This is a genomic window from Actinomycetospora sp. NBC_00405 (genome assembly GCF_036044095.1).
In the GTDB taxonomy this organism is placed as follows: Bacteria; Actinomycetota; Actinomycetes; order Mycobacteriales; family Pseudonocardiaceae; genus Actinomycetospora; species Actinomycetospora callitridis.
The window spans coordinates 527,655-541,503 of sequence record NZ_CP107938.1; the positions used below are offsets into that span (position 1 = coordinate 527,655).

General features: G+C 74.7%; 18 protein-coding genes and 1 other RNA gene. 12 read left to right on the top strand and 7 right to left on the bottom strand.

The window, feature by feature from the left end; translation table 11 throughout:
* Position 1: 1 nt before the first annotated feature.
* From OG774_RS02605 to OG774_RS02625, 5 genes are all read left to right on the top strand, one after another.
* Positions 2–1,594 (top strand): TRAFAC clade GTPase domain-containing protein, encoded by a 1,593-nt coding sequence (locus tag OG774_RS02605; protein WP_328306394.1) that lies wholly within the window; start codon positions 2–4, stop codon positions 1,592–1,594.
* The gene (locus OG774_RS02610) at positions 1,591–1,749 is read left to right on the top strand and encodes a hypothetical protein (RefSeq protein WP_328306396.1); all 159 of its coding nucleotides are present in this window, start codon (positions 1,591–1,593) and stop codon (positions 1,747–1,749) included. Before OG774_RS02605 ends, OG774_RS02610 begins: the two co-directional genes overlap by 4 nt.
* An 80-nt stretch (positions 1,750–1,829) precedes the next feature.
* Complete coding sequence (locus tag OG774_RS02615; protein ID WP_328306398.1) at positions 1,830–2,675, top strand: Nif3-like dinuclear metal center hexameric protein; 846 nt, start codon at positions 1,830–1,832, stop codon at positions 2,673–2,675.
* A complete protein-coding gene (locus OG774_RS02620) occupies positions 2,672–3,421 on the top strand; it encodes a zinc ribbon domain-containing protein (RefSeq protein WP_328306400.1) in 750 nt (249 codons plus the stop codon). Before OG774_RS02615 ends, OG774_RS02620 begins: the two co-directional genes overlap by 4 nt.
* Positions 3,418–4,083, top strand: coding sequence for a histidine phosphatase family protein (locus OG774_RS02625; protein ID WP_442873931.1), 666 nt, complete (start codon positions 3,418–3,420; stop codon positions 4,081–4,083). The genes OG774_RS02620 and OG774_RS02625 overlap by 4 nt, the downstream gene beginning before the upstream one ends.
* Before the next feature lie 13 nt (positions 4,084–4,096).
* On the opposite strand, the gene OG774_RS02630 is transcribed toward OG774_RS02625, so the two are convergent.
* Together OG774_RS02630 and OG774_RS02635 are read right to left on the bottom strand one after the other, a co-directional pair.
* Positions 4,097–5,233, bottom strand: coding sequence for a DUF2332 domain-containing protein (locus tag OG774_RS02630; RefSeq protein ID WP_328306402.1), 1,137 nt, complete (start codon positions 5,231–5,233; stop codon positions 4,097–4,099).
* A gap of 62 nt (positions 5,234–5,295) precedes the next feature.
* A complete protein-coding gene (locus tag OG774_RS02635; protein ID WP_328306404.1) occupies positions 5,296–6,156 on the bottom strand; it encodes an oxidoreductase in 861 nt (286 codons plus the stop codon).
* A gap of 101 nt (positions 6,157–6,257) precedes the next feature.
* On the opposite strand from OG774_RS02635, the gene OG774_RS02640 reads away from it, so the two are divergent.
* From OG774_RS02640 to OG774_RS02650, 3 genes are all read left to right on the top strand, one after another.
* Complete coding sequence (locus OG774_RS02640) at positions 6,258–6,635, top strand: helix-turn-helix domain-containing protein (protein WP_328306406.1); 378 nt, start codon at positions 6,258–6,260, stop codon at positions 6,633–6,635.
* A 29-nt stretch (positions 6,636–6,664) separates the two neighbouring features.
* Positions 6,665–7,105: an MmyB family transcriptional regulator gene (locus tag OG774_RS02645; RefSeq protein ID WP_328306408.1), complete on the top strand. Its 441-nt coding sequence runs from the start codon at positions 6,665–6,667 to the stop codon at positions 7,103–7,105.
* A 73-nt stretch (positions 7,106–7,178) separates the two neighbouring features.
* Positions 7,179–7,577 (top strand): nuclear transport factor 2 family protein, encoded by a 399-nt coding sequence (locus tag OG774_RS02650; protein WP_328306410.1) that lies wholly within the window; start codon positions 7,179–7,181, stop codon positions 7,575–7,577.
* An 8-nt stretch (positions 7,578–7,585) separates the two neighbouring features.
* Here the strand turns inward: OG774_RS02650 and OG774_RS02655 are convergent, their stop codons facing one another.
* Positions 7,586–8,818 (bottom strand): SLC13 family permease, encoded by a 1,233-nt coding sequence (locus OG774_RS02655; RefSeq protein ID WP_328306412.1) that lies wholly within the window; start codon positions 8,816–8,818, stop codon positions 7,586–7,588.
* A gap of 19 nt (positions 8,819–8,837) precedes the next feature.
* Entirely contained in the window at positions 8,838–9,596 is a 759-nt protein-coding gene (locus tag OG774_RS02660; protein ID WP_328306414.1) for a sulfite exporter TauE/SafE family protein, read from the bottom strand.
* A 48-nt stretch (positions 9,597–9,644) separates the two neighbouring features.
* Between OG774_RS02660 and rnpB the strand changes: the two genes are divergently transcribed.
* The 3 genes from rnpB to OG774_RS02675 all read left to right on the top strand — a co-directional run bounded on the left by rnpB (position 9,645) and on the right by OG774_RS02675 (position 11,427).
* Positions 9,645–10,065: RNase P RNA component class A (rnpB, locus tag OG774_RS02665), an RNA gene on the top strand.
* A gap of 64 nt (positions 10,066–10,129) precedes the next feature.
* Positions 10,130–10,819 (top strand): helix-turn-helix domain-containing protein, encoded by a 690-nt coding sequence (locus tag OG774_RS02670; protein ID WP_328306416.1) that lies wholly within the window; start codon positions 10,130–10,132, stop codon positions 10,817–10,819.
* Positions 10,820–10,884: 65 nt separating this feature from the next.
* On the top strand, positions 10,885–11,427 hold the full coding sequence (locus tag OG774_RS02675) for a dihydrofolate reductase family protein (protein WP_328306418.1): 543 nt from the start codon (positions 10,885–10,887) through the stop codon (positions 11,425–11,427).
* 25 nt (positions 11,428–11,452) lie between these two features.
* On the opposite strand, the gene OG774_RS02680 is transcribed toward OG774_RS02675, so the two are convergent.
* Entirely contained in the window at positions 11,453–11,941 is a 489-nt protein-coding gene (locus tag OG774_RS02680; protein WP_328306420.1) for a pyridoxamine 5'-phosphate oxidase family protein, read from the bottom strand.
* 103 nt (positions 11,942–12,044) lie between these two features.
* Between OG774_RS02680 and OG774_RS02685 the strand changes: the two genes are divergently transcribed.
* Positions 12,045–12,623 (top strand): dihydrofolate reductase family protein, encoded by a 579-nt coding sequence (locus tag OG774_RS02685; RefSeq protein WP_328306422.1) that lies wholly within the window; start codon positions 12,045–12,047, stop codon positions 12,621–12,623.
* Here OG774_RS02685 and OG774_RS02690 read toward each other — a convergent pair.
* Complete coding sequence (locus OG774_RS02690; protein WP_328306424.1) at positions 12,608–12,934, bottom strand: ArsR/SmtB family transcription factor; 327 nt, start codon at positions 12,932–12,934, stop codon at positions 12,608–12,610. The genes OG774_RS02685 and OG774_RS02690 overlap by 16 nt on opposite strands.
* Positions 12,931–13,776, bottom strand: coding sequence for a dioxygenase family protein (locus tag OG774_RS02695; protein WP_328306426.1), 846 nt, complete (start codon positions 13,774–13,776; stop codon positions 12,931–12,933). The genes OG774_RS02690 and OG774_RS02695 overlap by 4 nt, the downstream gene beginning before the upstream one ends.
* Positions 13,777–13,849 lie beyond the last annotated feature (73 nt).

Genomic DNA, 13,849 nt, shown 5'->3' on the forward strand with positions numbered 1-13,849 from the left:
CGTGCCGCAGGCGGCCCTCGCAGCCCTCGCCGTCCTCGGGGTCACGGCCTACCTCGGGCTGTGCGCCGCGTTCCTCTGGTTCGTCGTGTGGCCCTTCGCGGGCTGGCTGGTGCTGGTGGGCGTCCTGCTCGGGGCCCTCGGCGCGCTGGTCGTCCTGCTCTCCGGCCCGTTCGCGGCCGACACCGACCTCCTCACCCCCGACGACGTCGACGGGCCCTGGTTCCCGCCCGCACCCCCGGGTCACGGGCGCGACCGCGCCTGGCCGCACTACCTCGCCGGGCAGGCCCGGGTCGACGTCGGCGCGATGGCCCGCCGCGGGCGCGTCGCGCTCGGGGCGCTCTGGTCGCCGCTCGGGGACCTGCTGAACCCGCGGGCGTGGCTGGCCCTCTGGCCGCTCGGGATCGCCGGGTTCCTGTTGCTGCTCGCGGTCACCGTCGGCGCGATCGTGACGGGGGTCGCGGTGCTCGCCCTCGTCGTCACCGGGCTCGCGCTCGCCGCGCTCGTGTGGGGCGCGGCCGGGCGGCTCCTGCGGGCCGTCGACGCCCTGCTGCGGCGCCGGAACCGCGCCGCAGCGCGGTGCCCGTACTGCTTCTGGCGGACCACCCTGCCCGGCTACTCCTGCGCGTGCGGCGTCGTGCACCACGACGTGCGGCCGAGCCGGCTCGGCGTGCTGGTGCACCGCTGCCGCTGCGGGCGCCCGATGCCGACGACCGTGTCGCGCGCCGGGAGGGACCACGCCCCGCGCTGCCCCCAGTGCGACGAGGTCCTCGAGGACGGCTCGGGTGTCTGGACGGACGTCAGCATCCCGGTGCTCGGTCCCGTCTCGGCCGGCAAGACGAGCCTGATCTACGCCGGGCTCGAGGCGTTGCGCCGGCAGGCGGTCGCGGGCGGCGGCACGCTGGAGCCCCGCCGGGAGGCCGACGCCGCGCGCTTCCGCGAGGGCGTGGAGCAGGTGCGCGCGGGCCGCGTCGCCAAGACCGAGGCGGCCGCGCCGGTGGGTCTCGTGTGCACGGTGACCCAGGGCCGGCGCCGCGCACTGCTGCACACCTTCGACGCCGCCGGCGAGCTCTTCTCCACCCGCTCGGCCACCGAGGACCTGCGGTTCCTGGACGAGGCCGGGCAGATGATCGTGGTCGTCGACCCGTTCTCGATCCCCGAGGTGGCCGACGAGGTGCTGCGCGGCCCGGTCGACGAGGCCGAGGCGGCGCCGGCCGTCGATCCGCCCGAGGTCGCCTACGAGGCGACGGTGCCCCGGCTGCGCGACTTCGGCGCCCGCCTCGACCGCACCGACCTCGCCGTCGTGGTGGTCAAGGCCGACCTGCTCGTCGACCACCCGATCGCTGCCGACCTGTGCCCCGACCGGCTCGCGGTGCGCCGCTGGCTGTGCGACCACGGCCAGGACCAGCTGGTCGTGGCGGCCGAGCGCGACTTCGCCGCCGTCGGGTACTTCCTCGTCTCCTCGCACACCGGCTGGGAGCCCGACGACCGCCACACCGCCCTCGCCCCGCTGCGCTGGCTCGCCGAGCGGGGCCGCCTGCCGCTCCCGCCGGCGCGGACTCCGGTGCCGGTCGCCGCCGTCGGGGAGCCGGGGTGAGCACGCCGCCGGCGCACGTGCGGGCGTTCCGGGCGGCGCTGGTGGTGTTCGTCCTGCTCGTCGTCCTCGTCGCGCTGTGGCAGGCCCCGTGGGACGGGATCGTCGCCGCCCTGGACCCGTGGGTCGACGGCCTGCGCCGGCAGGTCTATCCCTGATCCGGCCCCGAGCCGGCCCTGATCAGGCCCTGGCCCGCCCGCCCGGTGGCGCCCGGCGACGGTGGGCAGAATGGGTGGCCATGCCCCCCGTCACCGTTGCTGACAGCGTCCGCGCCCTCGAGGCGGCCTACCCGCCCGCGCTGGCGCAGGACTGGGACGCGGTCGGCCTGGCGGTGGGCGACCCGGCCGAGGGCGTCCGCCGCGTCCTGATCGCCGTCGACCCCCTGCCCGAGGTCATCGAGGAGGCCGTCACGGTCGGGGCCGACCTGCTCGTCACCCACCACCCGCTGCTGCTGCGCGGCGTGCACGGGGTGGCCGCGACCGGCCCGAAGGGCACGGCGGTGCACCGGCTGATCCGCCACGGCGTGGCCCTGTTCACCGCGCACACCAACGCCGACGCCGCCCGCCCCGGGGTGTCCGACGCGCTGGCCGAGGCGCTCGGGGTGACGGTCGAGGCGCCGTTGGCCCCGCAGGACGACGGAACCGTGGGCATGGGCCGGATCGGGTCGTTGAGCGCGCCCGAGTCCCTCGCCGACTTCAGCCGCCGCGTCGCCGACGCCCTGCCGGCGACGGCGTGGGGCGTGCGCACCGGCGGCGACCCGCAGCGCACCGTGCGGCGCGTCGCCGTCTCGGGCGGCGCGGGCGACTCGATGCTCCACCTCGCCCGCGCGGCCGGCGTCGACGTCTACGTCACCGCCGATCTGCGCCACCACCCCGCCACCGACCACCTCGCCGAGGCCGGCGCGCCGGCCCTGGTCGACGTCGCCCACTGGGCCTCCGAGCACCCGTGGTGCGCCCAGGCGGCGGCCGTGCTCGCCGCGGCCGCGCCGGAGCTGGAGATCACGGTGTCGACCACCCGCACCGACGCCTGGTCCCTCGGCAGCCCCTCGCCCGAACCGTCCTCAGCAGGAGCCGTGATCTCGTGAAGGCCGACCCGTCCGCCCAACGCCGTCTGCTCGACCTCGCCGGGCTGGACGCCGAGCTCGCCCGCGCGCAGCACCGCCGCCGCACCATGCCCGAGCAGACCGCGGTGGAGGACGCCGAGACCACCGTCCGCGCCCACCGCGACGCGGTCGTCACCGCGCGCACCGCGGTCGGCGACCTGGGCCGGGACGTGGCGAAGCTCGAGCAGGAGGTCGCCCAGGTCACCGCGCGCGAGGAGCGCGACCGGGGGCTGGTGGACTCCGGGAGCGTCTCGGCGAAGCAGGTGACCGACCTGTCCCACGAGCTCGACACCCTCGCCCGGCGCCGCGGCGTGCTCGAGGACTCCCAGCTCGAGGCCATGGAGCGCCTCGACGCCGCCGAGACCGACCTCGCGCACGAGCAGGCCGCCCTCGACGCCGCGGAGACCGCGCTCGCCGACGCCGTCGAGCGGCGCGACGGCGTCCTCGGCGACATCGACGTGCTGGAGGCGCGCCGCGGTGCCGAGCGCGCCGAGCTGGCGACGACCCTGCCCGAGGACCTGCTCGCGCTCTACGACCAGCTGCGCGCCCGCACCGGCACCGGCGCCGGCGAGCTCGTCGGCGCGCGGTGCGGCGGGTGCCGGATCGAGATGGACCGCAACGAGATCCGCGCCGTCGCGGCGGCCGCGCCCGACGACGTCGTGCGGTGCGAGCAGTGCGGGACGATCGTGGTGCGCACCGAGAAGAGCTCCGGGAAGGCGAGCGTATGACCACCGCGGGCTCGTGGACGGGGCGCGGGTCGACGATGCCCACCCGCCTGCTGCTGCTGCGCCACGGGCAGAGCCCGCTGTCGGTCGAGCGTCGCTACTCGGGCCGGGGCAACCCGGAGCTCACCCGCGACGGGCTCGAGCAGGCCGCCGCGGCGGCGACCTCGCTCGCGGCCCGGCACGTCGGCAGCAACGGGGACATCCGCGCGGTGATCAGCTCCCCGCTGATGCGGGCCCGCCAGACCGCCGAGCCGGTGGCCGGGGTGCTCGGCCTGCCGGTGGGGGTCGACGAGCGCCTCACCGAGACCGACTTCGGCGCGTGGGAGGGCCTGACCTTCTCCGAGGCCGCCGCGCAGGACCCCGACGTGCACCGTGCCTGGCTGGGCGACAGCAGCGTCAGCCCGCCCGACGGGGAGAGCTTCGACGTCGTCGCCCAGCGCGTCGACGCCGCGCTCGGTGACCTCCTGCGCCGGTTCCCCGGCCAGACCGTCGTCGTCGTCAGCCACGTGACGCCGATCAAGCTGATCCTGCGCCGCGCCCTCGACGCCGGGCCCTCGCTGCTCTTCCGCCTGCACCTCGACCTGGCGTGCCTGTCGGTCGTCGAGTTCTGGCCCGACGGCGGCGCCTCGGTGCGCCTGGTCAACGACACGTCGTACCTGGCCTAGCGGGCCCGAGCACCTACAGCCACTCGATCCACGCGCCGCCGGGGTGCGCGAGGCCGAGCACCTCGCCCTCGGCCGTGCCGTCGCGGGACACCGAGAGCTGCCCGACGACCCCGGTGACGCCGGCGCGCGAGGCCTCGAGCGCCCGCGCGGGGACGGGCAGGTACTGGACGCTCTCGGTGCCCTCCGGGCCCAGCGGCACGAGCGGGTCCACCGAGATCCACACGAGGTCGCGGCCCAGCTCGGTGAGCTGGCGGCGGAACCGCGCCCGCTGCTCGTCGGTGAGGAACACGTGCACGTAGGTGTCGACGAGCACGAGCAGCGCGTCCTCGGGCATCCGGGCGCAGAGGCCGACGACGTCGTCGACGACCTCGGCGCGCACGAGGTCCGCGGGGTGCGCGCGGGCGACCTCCGAGGCGGCCGCGAACCGGTCGACGGCCGTCGTCTCGGGCGGGATGCAGGCGGCGAGCCACTCGCGCACCCGGTGGTCGCCGAGGTCGAGGGGCTCGACGTCGACCCCGAGGCGCGCGGCGATCGTCGGCATCCGCGCCGGCAGGGGAGCGGGGCGGCCGCGCAGCTCGGGGGTGATCGTCAGCGCGGCGTCCGGGTCGCCGAGGGTCCGGTCGCCGAAGCGGTACCGGTAGCGGTCGAGCTGCAGCCCGAGCCCCGCGCCGGTGCCGAGGTCGACGAGCGCGATGGGACGCTCGGGGTCGAGTCGCCCCGCGCCGAGGACGGCCCCGAGGACGGCCAGGACGTCGGCGCTCCGCGCGACCTCGTTCATCTGGTAGCGGTGCTCGGCGCAGAGCTGGGCGAGCTCGCCCGCGTGCTCGCGGGCGAAGGCGACGAGCGCCGGCCGGAACCCGTCGTCGAGGCGCGGCTGCCCGGACCCGGGCGTCGGGAAGTAGCCGGCGAGCGGCTCGGGACTCCGCCGCGCCACGAGGTACCGAACGGCGGCGCTGAGCAGCAGGGGCGGGAGCCGGTCGGCGGGGATGCCCGCGGCGATCCCGAGTAGGTCGGGCTCGGTGGCGATCGCGCGGAAGAGCTCCGCGGTGAGCTCCCAGGTCGCCGGGGCGTCGGCCGGCGACCAGCCCGCCGCGATGCCCAGCGCCTGCTCGCGGACGTGGGCACGGTCGGCCGCCTCGGGGGTCGTCACGTCGGCAGAGCCTGCCGAGCACCGGGCCGGTCGCGCAACGCGTCCGGCCCGGGTCGGTCGGTTCAGCCCTGGCTGATCGCGTCCAGCTCGGCGACGGCCTCGGGCGGCAGGACCAGGTCGGCGGCCGCCAGGTTCTCGCGCAGGTGCTCCCGCGACGACGTCCCGGGGATGAGCAACATCGTCGGGGAGCGCTGCAGCAGCCAGGCCAGTGCGGTCTGCTGCGGCGTCGCCCCGACGTCCTGCGCGACGCGCGCGAGCGTGTCCGACTGGAGCGGCGAGAACCCGCCGAGCGGGAAGAACGAGGTGTAGGCGATCCCCTCGGCGGCGCAGTGGTCGACGAGGTCGTCGTCGGTGCGGTGCACCAGGTTGTAGTGGTTCTGCACGCACACGACCGGGGCCACCTCGCGGGCCTCGGCGAGCTGGGCGAGAGAGACGTTGCTGACCCCGAGGTGGCGGATCAGGCCCTGCTCCCGCAGCTTCGCCAGCGTCGCGAAGGCCTCGGCGAGCGACTCGTCGTGGTCGTCCGAGACGCGCAGGTTGACGACGTCGAGGGTCTCCAGGCCGAGTCGCCCGAGGTTCTCGTGCACCTCGCGGACGAGCTCGTCGGGCGAGGTGTCGAGGTTCCACGACCCGTCGTCCCCGCGCCGGCAGCCGACCTTGGTGACGATCCGCAGGTCGTCGGGATAGGGATGGAGGGCCTCGCGGAGGATCTCGTTGACGATGAACGGGCCGTAGTAGTCGCTGGTGTCGATGTGGGTGACGCCGCGGTCGACGGCCTCGCGCAGGACGGCGATCGCCTCGTCGCGGTCGCGCGGCGGGCCCATCACGTGGGGGCCGGCGAGCTGCATGGTGCCGTAGCCCATCCGCGTGAGGACGAGGTCGTCGGCGAGCGCGAGGCGGTCGGTCAGTGCCGGTGTGGTCATGTCCCCACCCTGCGCCAGGCGGCCCGCCGGTGGGGAGTGCCGGGTCGTCCTGGTACATCCCGTACCCCCCACGGGGTGGCGGCGAGGCGGATGATCGGGGTGTGAGCACCGGTGAACTCGCCGCGTCCCTGCGCACCTGGCGCGACCGCACCGACCCCACCGAGGTCGGCATGGCCGTCAACGCGCCGCGCCGCGCGCCGGGCCTGCGCCGCGAGGAGCTCGCGCTGCTGGCCGGCATCTCGATCGACTACGTCGTGCGCCTCGAGCAGGGCCGCACGCGCACCCCGTCGGCGCAGGTCTGCGCCTCGCTGGCCCGGGCGTTGCGCCTCTCCGACGCCGAGCAGGCCCACCTGTTCCGCCTCGCCGGGCACGCCGCCGACCGCGGGCGGATCTCCCGGCGCATCGCCGCCGGTGTGCGCCGGATCGTCGAGGCGCTGCACGACAGCCCGGTCGGCGTCCTCGACTCACCTGGACGCTGATCTCCTGGAACCCGCTGTACGCCGCGCTCATGGGCGACCCGACGGCCCTCGAGGAGCGCCGCCGCAGCACGCTCTGGCGGATCTTCACCGAGGGCGAGGCCGGTGACCGCGTACGCCACACCCGCGAGGAGCGCGACGTGCTCGCGGCGTCCCTCGTCGCGGACCTGCGCGGGAGCACCAGCCGCTACCCGAACGACCCGGAGCTGAGCACGCTCGTCGACGACCTCTACCGCGCCAGCGACGAGTTCGCCGGGCTGTGGGACTCCGGCGTCGTCGCCGGGCACCACCAGAGCCACAAGACGGTCGTGCACCCCGACGTCGGCGACATCGAGCTCGACTGCGACACCCTCACCACCGCCGAGGACGACCTGCGCCTGCTGGTCTTCACGCCCACGCCGGGCACCGACGCGCGCGGCCGCCTCGACCTGCTGGCGGCCGTGGGGACGCAGGCGATGGCGGCCCGTACGTAGTTCGCGCCCTGTCCGGCGCCCCTGGTCCGGTCCCACGCTTCTCCTGCAGCCCGCACCGAGCAGGGGAGCACCCATGACCACCACCACCGACAACGCCGTCCTCGTCCGCAGCGCCTACGAGGCAATCGGGCGGGGCGACGTCCCCGCCGTTATCGAGTTCCTCGATCCCGAGGTGCTCTGGGTCGAGACCCAGGGTGGGCCGTACGGCGGCGTCTACCGGGGTCCGCAGGCCGTTCTCGAGGGCGTCCTCGCGCGGATCGGCGACGAGTGGGATGGGTTCGTCGTCGACGTCGAGCGCGTGCTGTCCGAGGGTGACACCGTCGTCGGGATCTGCACCTACCGCGGGACGTACCGGGCGACGGGCCGGCCGATGGTCGCGCGCGTGGTCCACGTCTGGGAGATGCGCGACGGCCGGGCCGCGCGCTTCGAACAGTTCGTGGACACCGAGCAGCTCAACGCCGCGGTGCGCTGAGTCGGGGCTCAGACCACCAGCGCCAGCGCGGCCGTCCCGGCGACGAGGCACGCCGGGACCGTCGCGAGCCCGGCGAGCGTGAACGTCCCGAGCGGCGCCGGCACGCCGCGGACGGCCAGCACCCGGCGCCAGAGGAGCGTGGCCAGCGAGCCGACCGGGGTGAGGTTCGGGCCGACGTTCACGCCGATCAGCATGGCCAGCACGGCGCCCGTCGCGGGGGTCGGGCCGAGCGCGGCGAGCAGGACGAGGGTCGCGGGCAGGTTGTTGACGAGGTTGGCCAGCAACGCCGCCACGACCGCCAGGCCGAGCAGCGCCGGGAACGACGTGCCCGCGGGCAGCAGCGCCGCCACGACGTCGCCCAGACCCCGCTCGGTCACCGCGGCGACGACGACGCCGAGGCCGAGGACGAACACGCAGAAGCCCGGCGAGGCCGCGGTGACGAGGTCGCGCACCCCGGTCTCCTGCGCCGCGAGCGCCCGGACCGCGAGCACCGCGGCGCCCGCCACCGCCACCCACACCGGCTCCACGCCCAGCGGCGACGCCATCGCGAACCCGGCGAGCGTGGCGGCCAGGACCCCGACGGCGAACCGGGGGAGCGGGGCGCCCTGGCCCTCCTCGTCGGGCCCGGCGGGCTCGGCCAGCTCCCGGCGGAAGGTGAGCCGCAGCCCGACGTACTCCACGACCAGCACCGCGAGCTGCGGCAGGAGCATCAGCGCGGCGAAGCCCAGGAAGTCCAGCCCGGTGGCCCGGAACGCGAGCAGGTTGGTCAGGTTCGCGACGGGCAGCAGCAGCGAGCCGCTGTTGGCCAGGTGCGCGCACGCGAACGCCGGCGGGGCCGGGCGCGCGCCGAGCCGTCGCACGGTGTCGAGCACGACCGGGGTCAGCAGCACCACCGTCGCGTCGAGGCTCAGCACCGCCGTCGTCAGCGCCGCCGCCACGACGACCAGCGCGAACAGCCGCTGCGGGCGTCCGTGCGAGCGCCGCGCCAGCACCCCGCCCGCCCACCGGAACACGCCCTCGGCGTCGGCGAGGTGGGCCAGGACGAGCACGGCGGCGAGGAAGCCGACGGTCGGGCCGAGCTCGCGCACCTCGTCCCACGCCGCCGCCGGCGTGAGGAGCCCGACGGCCAGCACCACGGCGGCCGCGGGCACCGCCGCGGCGGCTTCGGGGAGGCCCCGCGGCCGGGTGACCGCGACGACGAGGACGACGGCGAGGAGGCCGACCGCGAGGGCCGTGCTCATCCCCGCCACACTCCTACCCTCAGCGGAGCCAGAGGTAGATCGCCACGGCCACGCCGAGCACCACGACGCTCCAGCGCAGCACCCCGTCGGGCATCTTCTTGGCGACGGCCATGCCGAGGTAGCCGCCGATCAGCGTGGTCGGCGCGAGCAGCAGTACCGCCAGCCAGTCGACGGGCGCGAAGAGGGCGAAGAGGACCACCGTCACCGTGCTCGTCACCAGCGAGAGCAGCACCTTCACGGCGTTGAGCCGCCGCAGCGTGTCGTGGGCGAGCAGCGAGAGCACCGCGATGAGCACCACGCCCAGCGCCCCGCCAAAGTAGCCGCCGTAGACGGCCGCGAAGAAGATCGTCGGGAGCAGGACCTTCGGGTTGTCCGCGGTGCGCTCCGCTCGGCCCGTCCACCTCTTGATCCACGGCTGCGCCCCGAGCGTGAGGCTCGCGAGCAGCACGAGGACCGGCACCACGGCGTCGAACACCGACTGCGGGAGGATCAGCAGCAGCCCGCAGCCGAGCGCGGAGCCCAGCGCGGCGACGATGCTCGTGCTGATCAGCCGTGGTCGCTGCCCCCGGAGGTCGCGGCGCGCGTTGACCGTCGAGCCGGCGTAGCCCGGCCACTGCGCGACGGAGTTCGTGACGTTCGCCGGCAGCGGCGGCAGCCCCACCGCGAGCAGGGCGGGGAAGACGATCAACGACCCGCCGCCCGCCACCGCGTTGACCGCACCGGCCAGCAGCCCGAGGGCGGCCAGCAGCACGATCTGGAGCACCGACGGGTCCGACACGGTGCGCGACGCTAACGGTCCGGGTCCTTGTAGGCTCGGCGACGCGGACGAGTCGGCCGGGCGACCGCGTCGGACCCCACGAGGGTCCGTCGAGGAAAGTCCGGACTCCACAGGGCAGGGTGGTTGCCAACAGCAACCCGGGGTGACCCGCGGGACAGTGCCACAGAGAACAGACCGCCATCGGGCTCGAGCTCCGGGCTCTGGCCCGGTGGTGAGGGTGAAACGGTGGTGTAAGAGACCACCAGCGTCCTGGGTGACCAGGACGGCTCGGTAAACCCCACCCGGAGCAAGGTCAAGAAGGTGCCCCGTCCGCGGGGCGCTGCGCAGGTCGTTCGAGGGCTGCCCGCCCGAGACCTGCGGGTAGACCGCTGGAGCCCGCCGGCGACGGCGGGCCGAGATGGATGGTCGCCACCCACGGGACCGCGAGGACCCGTGGGGACAGGATCCGGCTTACAGGCCGACTCGTCCGCCCCGCACCCTTCGACCCGGATCGGACGGTTCTGACGACGGCGAGCTGTCCCTAGACTCCCGTCGTGGGCCTGAGCCTCGACACCGTCGCCGGCGAGTTCCCGCTCGTGCAACGGGTGTGGTCGGCGCGCTGCGACGCCACGACCAGCTTCGTCTCGGCGGCCAAGGGCGCCTCCATGATGGTGTTCGCGCAGCACGGCGACCGGATGACGGCGCACCTCCGAGGTCCGGAGACCGCGGCCACGACACTCACCTGTCCGGAGGGCTGGGAGTTCTTCGGGGTCGAACTGCAGTTCGGTGCCTATCTACCCCTGTTCCCGCCGGCCGGTCTGGCCGACCTAAACGATGCGCTCCTGCCGACCCTGCCGGGCCACCGGATCGTGCTGGCCGGCCGGGACTGGGAGCGGCCGACCGAGCAGAACGTCGACGTCTTCGTCGGCAGGCTCGTGCGGGCGGGACTGTTGTTCTTCGATCCGCTCGTCGACGGGATTCGCCACGGCGAACGGCCACGAGCGATGTCGGAACGGACTGCGCAGCTCCGGTTCCGTCGGGCCGTCGGGATCTCGCGCCGCAAGCTGGCCAGCATCGAGCAGGCACGGCACGCCGCGCAGCTCCTCGCGGCCGGCGGGTCGATCGCCGACGCCGTCACCGCCGGCGGCTACTACGACCAGCCGCAGCTCGCGCGGGCGATGCGGTGGGCGACCGACCACACCCCGGGCGAGCTGAGGGCCGGCGTCCCGTTCCTCGCGTTCTGATCCGCAGCCGGCGGGATTCGGCTCGATACAAGACCGACCGACCACTGCGGTGGTCGACTCCGGCCATGCGAAAACTGATCGAGTACGACCACCTCTCGATCGACGGGAGGATGTCCGGGGACGGCTTCTGGGCCGCGCAGATGGCGATCCCCACCAACGACGAGCACCTCGCCTACCAACGCCGGCTCCTGGAACCGGCCGTCGGTCTCGTGCTCGGACGCGAGACCTACGAGGGCTTCGCCGCGACGTGGCCGAGCATGACCGGCGGCATCGCCGACACGATCAACTCGCTGCCGAAGCACGTCGCCTCCACCACGCTGACCGAGACCACCTGGAACGCCGAGGTCCTCGCCGGCGACGCCGTCGACGCCGTCGCCCGGCTCAAGGAGTCCGGCGACGGCACGCTGGTGAAGTACGGCAACGGCCCGTTCAGTCGGGCGCTCGTCGAGGCGGGTCTGCTCGACGAGCTGCACCTGAGCATCTCCCCGTTCGTCGCGGGGGCCGGTGAGTCGTTGCTGGCCGGCATCGGCACGACCGCCCTGGACCTCATGGGTGTCACCGACCTCGGCAACGGCGCGGTGGTGCTGGCCTACACGCCGCGTCGGTGACCGTGCCGGGGCTGCGTCGGCTGTGTCAGCCCGCCGCCTCGACCAGCTCCTGCAGGAACCGCGGCAGCCGGCCGGCGCCGAAGTCGTAGAAGCGCGCCCAGCTCGGCGTGATCGCGATCCGTGCCATCCCCTGCGTGTAGGTCTTCCGGCACTGCTCGACGAACTGCTCCGCGGTCTCGGCGTCCATGCTGCGCCGGGCGGCCATGACGTACTCCTCGACGAGGCCGTCGACGATCTCGACGCTCGCCCGGCCACGGATCGACAGCGCCCGTGCTCCCGTCGCCGCGTCGCCGTCGATGGTCACGGCGACGTCCGGGCGGGCCGACAGCGTCGCGACCTTCGGGGAGGAGGTGGCCGAGGCGATCACCACCTGGTGGCCGGTCCAGAAGAAGCCGACCGGAATCACGCGGGGCGTGCCGTCCGCCACCGTGTAGGCGAGGTGGGCCACGGTCGTGGCGAGCAGTTCCTGCGCACCGGGCTGCGCGAGCTCGTCGGCGATCTCCTGAGCGTCCATCGGTCGTCCCTTCCTCGGTGTGCGTGGTCCCGACCGGGAGACGGAGCCGATCGTGCCGTCTCGACACGATGCCGCACACGGGCCGGCCGCTAGCCTCGGCGCCGTGGCTCGGGTGCTGGTCGTGAACTTCGTGAGCCTGGACGGCGTGATCCAGTCGCCGCTGTCGGCCGACGAGGATCCCGACAACGGGTTCGCCGCGGGGGGCTGGGTCCCGCCCTACGGCGACGACACGATGGCGTCGTTCATGAGCGAGGCGACCACCGCCGCCGCAGGCATGCTGCTCGGGCGCCGCTCGTACGAAATCTTCACGACCGCGTGGTCCGCGGCCGATCAGTCGGACCCGGCCGTCGCCGCGATGAACCGGATGCCGAAGTACGTGGTCACGCGATCCCCGGACGTCCCGTTGTCGTGGGGCAACTCCCGTCGCCTCGGCGGCCCGGCCGACGTCGCTCGCCTCAAGGACGAGGTCGACGGCGACCTGGTGGTCTTCGGGTCCGGTGGCCTGCTCGGCGCGCTCGCCGAGCACGACCTCGTCGACGAGTACCGCCTGCTGCTCTTCCCGGTGATCCTCGGCGCCGGCAAGCGGATGTTCGCCGACGGCGGTCCGCTCACCCACCTCACGCTGACCGCGTCGACGACCACGTCGACCGGGGTGGTGCTCCTGACCTACACGCGGCCGTAGGCGGCGAGGTCCTCCACGAGCTCGGCGAGGCGGGGGAGGACGGTGTCGCGCCAGCCCGGCCCCATGCGCTCGCAGGCGTCGCGCTGGCGGTGGTCGTCGATAGACGAAGCGCTCGTTGGGCTCGGACGCGACGACCCGGCACGGCACGGAGCCGAAGCCCGGCATCGTTCGAACGGGTGCAGCCAGGCCCCGACCTGCTCCAGCGGGTCCGGGTTCAGGGAGTAGAAGCGCTGCCGCCCGCGCGGTTCGTCGGTGACCAGGGACGCCTGACGCAGGACCGCGAGGTGCTCCGCCACCGACGGGCGGCTCATGGCGAACTCGGGGCCGTCCGGGTGTTGACGCGGACGGGCAGGGCGACGGTGTAGCCGCGGGTCACGTCACCGCTGACGGCGGCGAGCTGGCTCGCGCCGGAGTCGTCGCCGAAGACGTTGTCGCCGGCCAGGGTGACGTCGGCGAGGTCGGCGACCGACTGCTCGTAGCCCGGCTGTCCGTACACCTGGCGGCAGGTGTCCTCGGGCAGCGCGACCTGCGAGGTCGCGACCGCGTTGGCCGCGTCGACGATGCCTGCCGCGTCGGGGTAGACCTCGAAGTGGACGTGCGGCCACCGCCCCGCGTAGCAGGCCGGGACGATGCTGGTGAACCGCACGAGCCCCGACGCGTCGGCGATCTGGACCCCGCGCAGGTAGTTCTCGGCGGCGATGTCCTCCGAGTAGAGGGAGTAGCCCCCGGCGCGGTCGCAGTGCCAGACGTAGACCGCGGCGCCGGCGAACGGCACCCCGCCGCGCGCGAGGTCGGCGACGGTGAGCTCCAGGGTCATGGGGACGCCCTCGGCCACGCCGGTGGGCCCGCCGAAGCTCGAGCGGATGTCGCTGCGGACGATGCCGCTCTGCGTGAGCACGTTCGCGCCGTTCGACCCGTCGCCGGGGAAGGGGCCCGCCGTCTCGTCGGGGATCTCGCCGGGGGCGGTCGTCGGCGCCGCGGCCGACGTCGTACCCCCGCAGGCGGCGACGCCGACGGCGACCGCGCCGAGGCCGAGGACGCGCAGCATGCGCCGCCGCCCGAGGGTGCCGAGGTCGAAGCCGAGGCCCTGGTCCTCGACGTCGTCGGCGGGGCGGGGGAGAGGTCTGCCCTCGTAGGTCGGTCGGCGTGCCACGCGTCCTCCGTACAGGTCGGGCCGGGGTCGTCGGGCGACGGCCCGACGACGTGTCACCCCGAGAGTGACGCCC

What these genes read in the sequence shown, in the direction of transcription:
- OG774_RS02615 (WP_328306398.1), top strand. Translation starts at nt 1,830, where the DNA reads ATGCCCCCCGTCACCGTTGCTGACAGCGTCCGCGCCCTCGAGGCGGCC.
- OG774_RS02625 (WP_442873931.1), top strand. Translation starts at nt 3,418, where the DNA reads ATGACCACCGCGGGCTCGTGGACGGGGCGCGGGTCGACGATGCCCACC.
- OG774_RS02635 (WP_328306404.1), bottom strand. Translation starts at nt 6,156, where the DNA reads ATGACCACACCGGCACTGACCGACCGCCTCGCGCTCGCCGACGACCTC.
- OG774_RS02645 (WP_328306408.1), top strand. Translation starts at nt 6,665, where the DNA reads ATGGGCGACCCGACGGCCCTCGAGGAGCGCCGCCGCAGCACGCTCTGG.
- OG774_RS02650 (WP_328306410.1), top strand. Translation starts at nt 7,179, where the DNA reads ATGACCACCACCACCGACAACGCCGTCCTCGTCCGCAGCGCCTACGAG.
- OG774_RS02655 (WP_328306412.1), bottom strand. Translation starts at nt 8,818, where the DNA reads ATGAGCACGGCCCTCGCGGTCGGCCTCCTCGCCGTCGTCCTCGTCGTC.
- OG774_RS02675 (WP_328306418.1), top strand. Translation starts at nt 10,885, where the DNA reads ATGCGAAAACTGATCGAGTACGACCACCTCTCGATCGACGGGAGGATG.
- OG774_RS02680 (WP_328306420.1), bottom strand. Translation starts at nt 11,941, where the DNA reads ATGGACGCTCAGGAGATCGCCGACGAGCTCGCGCAGCCCGGTGCGCAG.
- OG774_RS02690 (WP_328306424.1), bottom strand. Translation starts at nt 12,934, where the DNA reads ATGAGCCGCCCGTCGGTGGCGGAGCACCTCGCGGTCCTGCGTCAGGCG.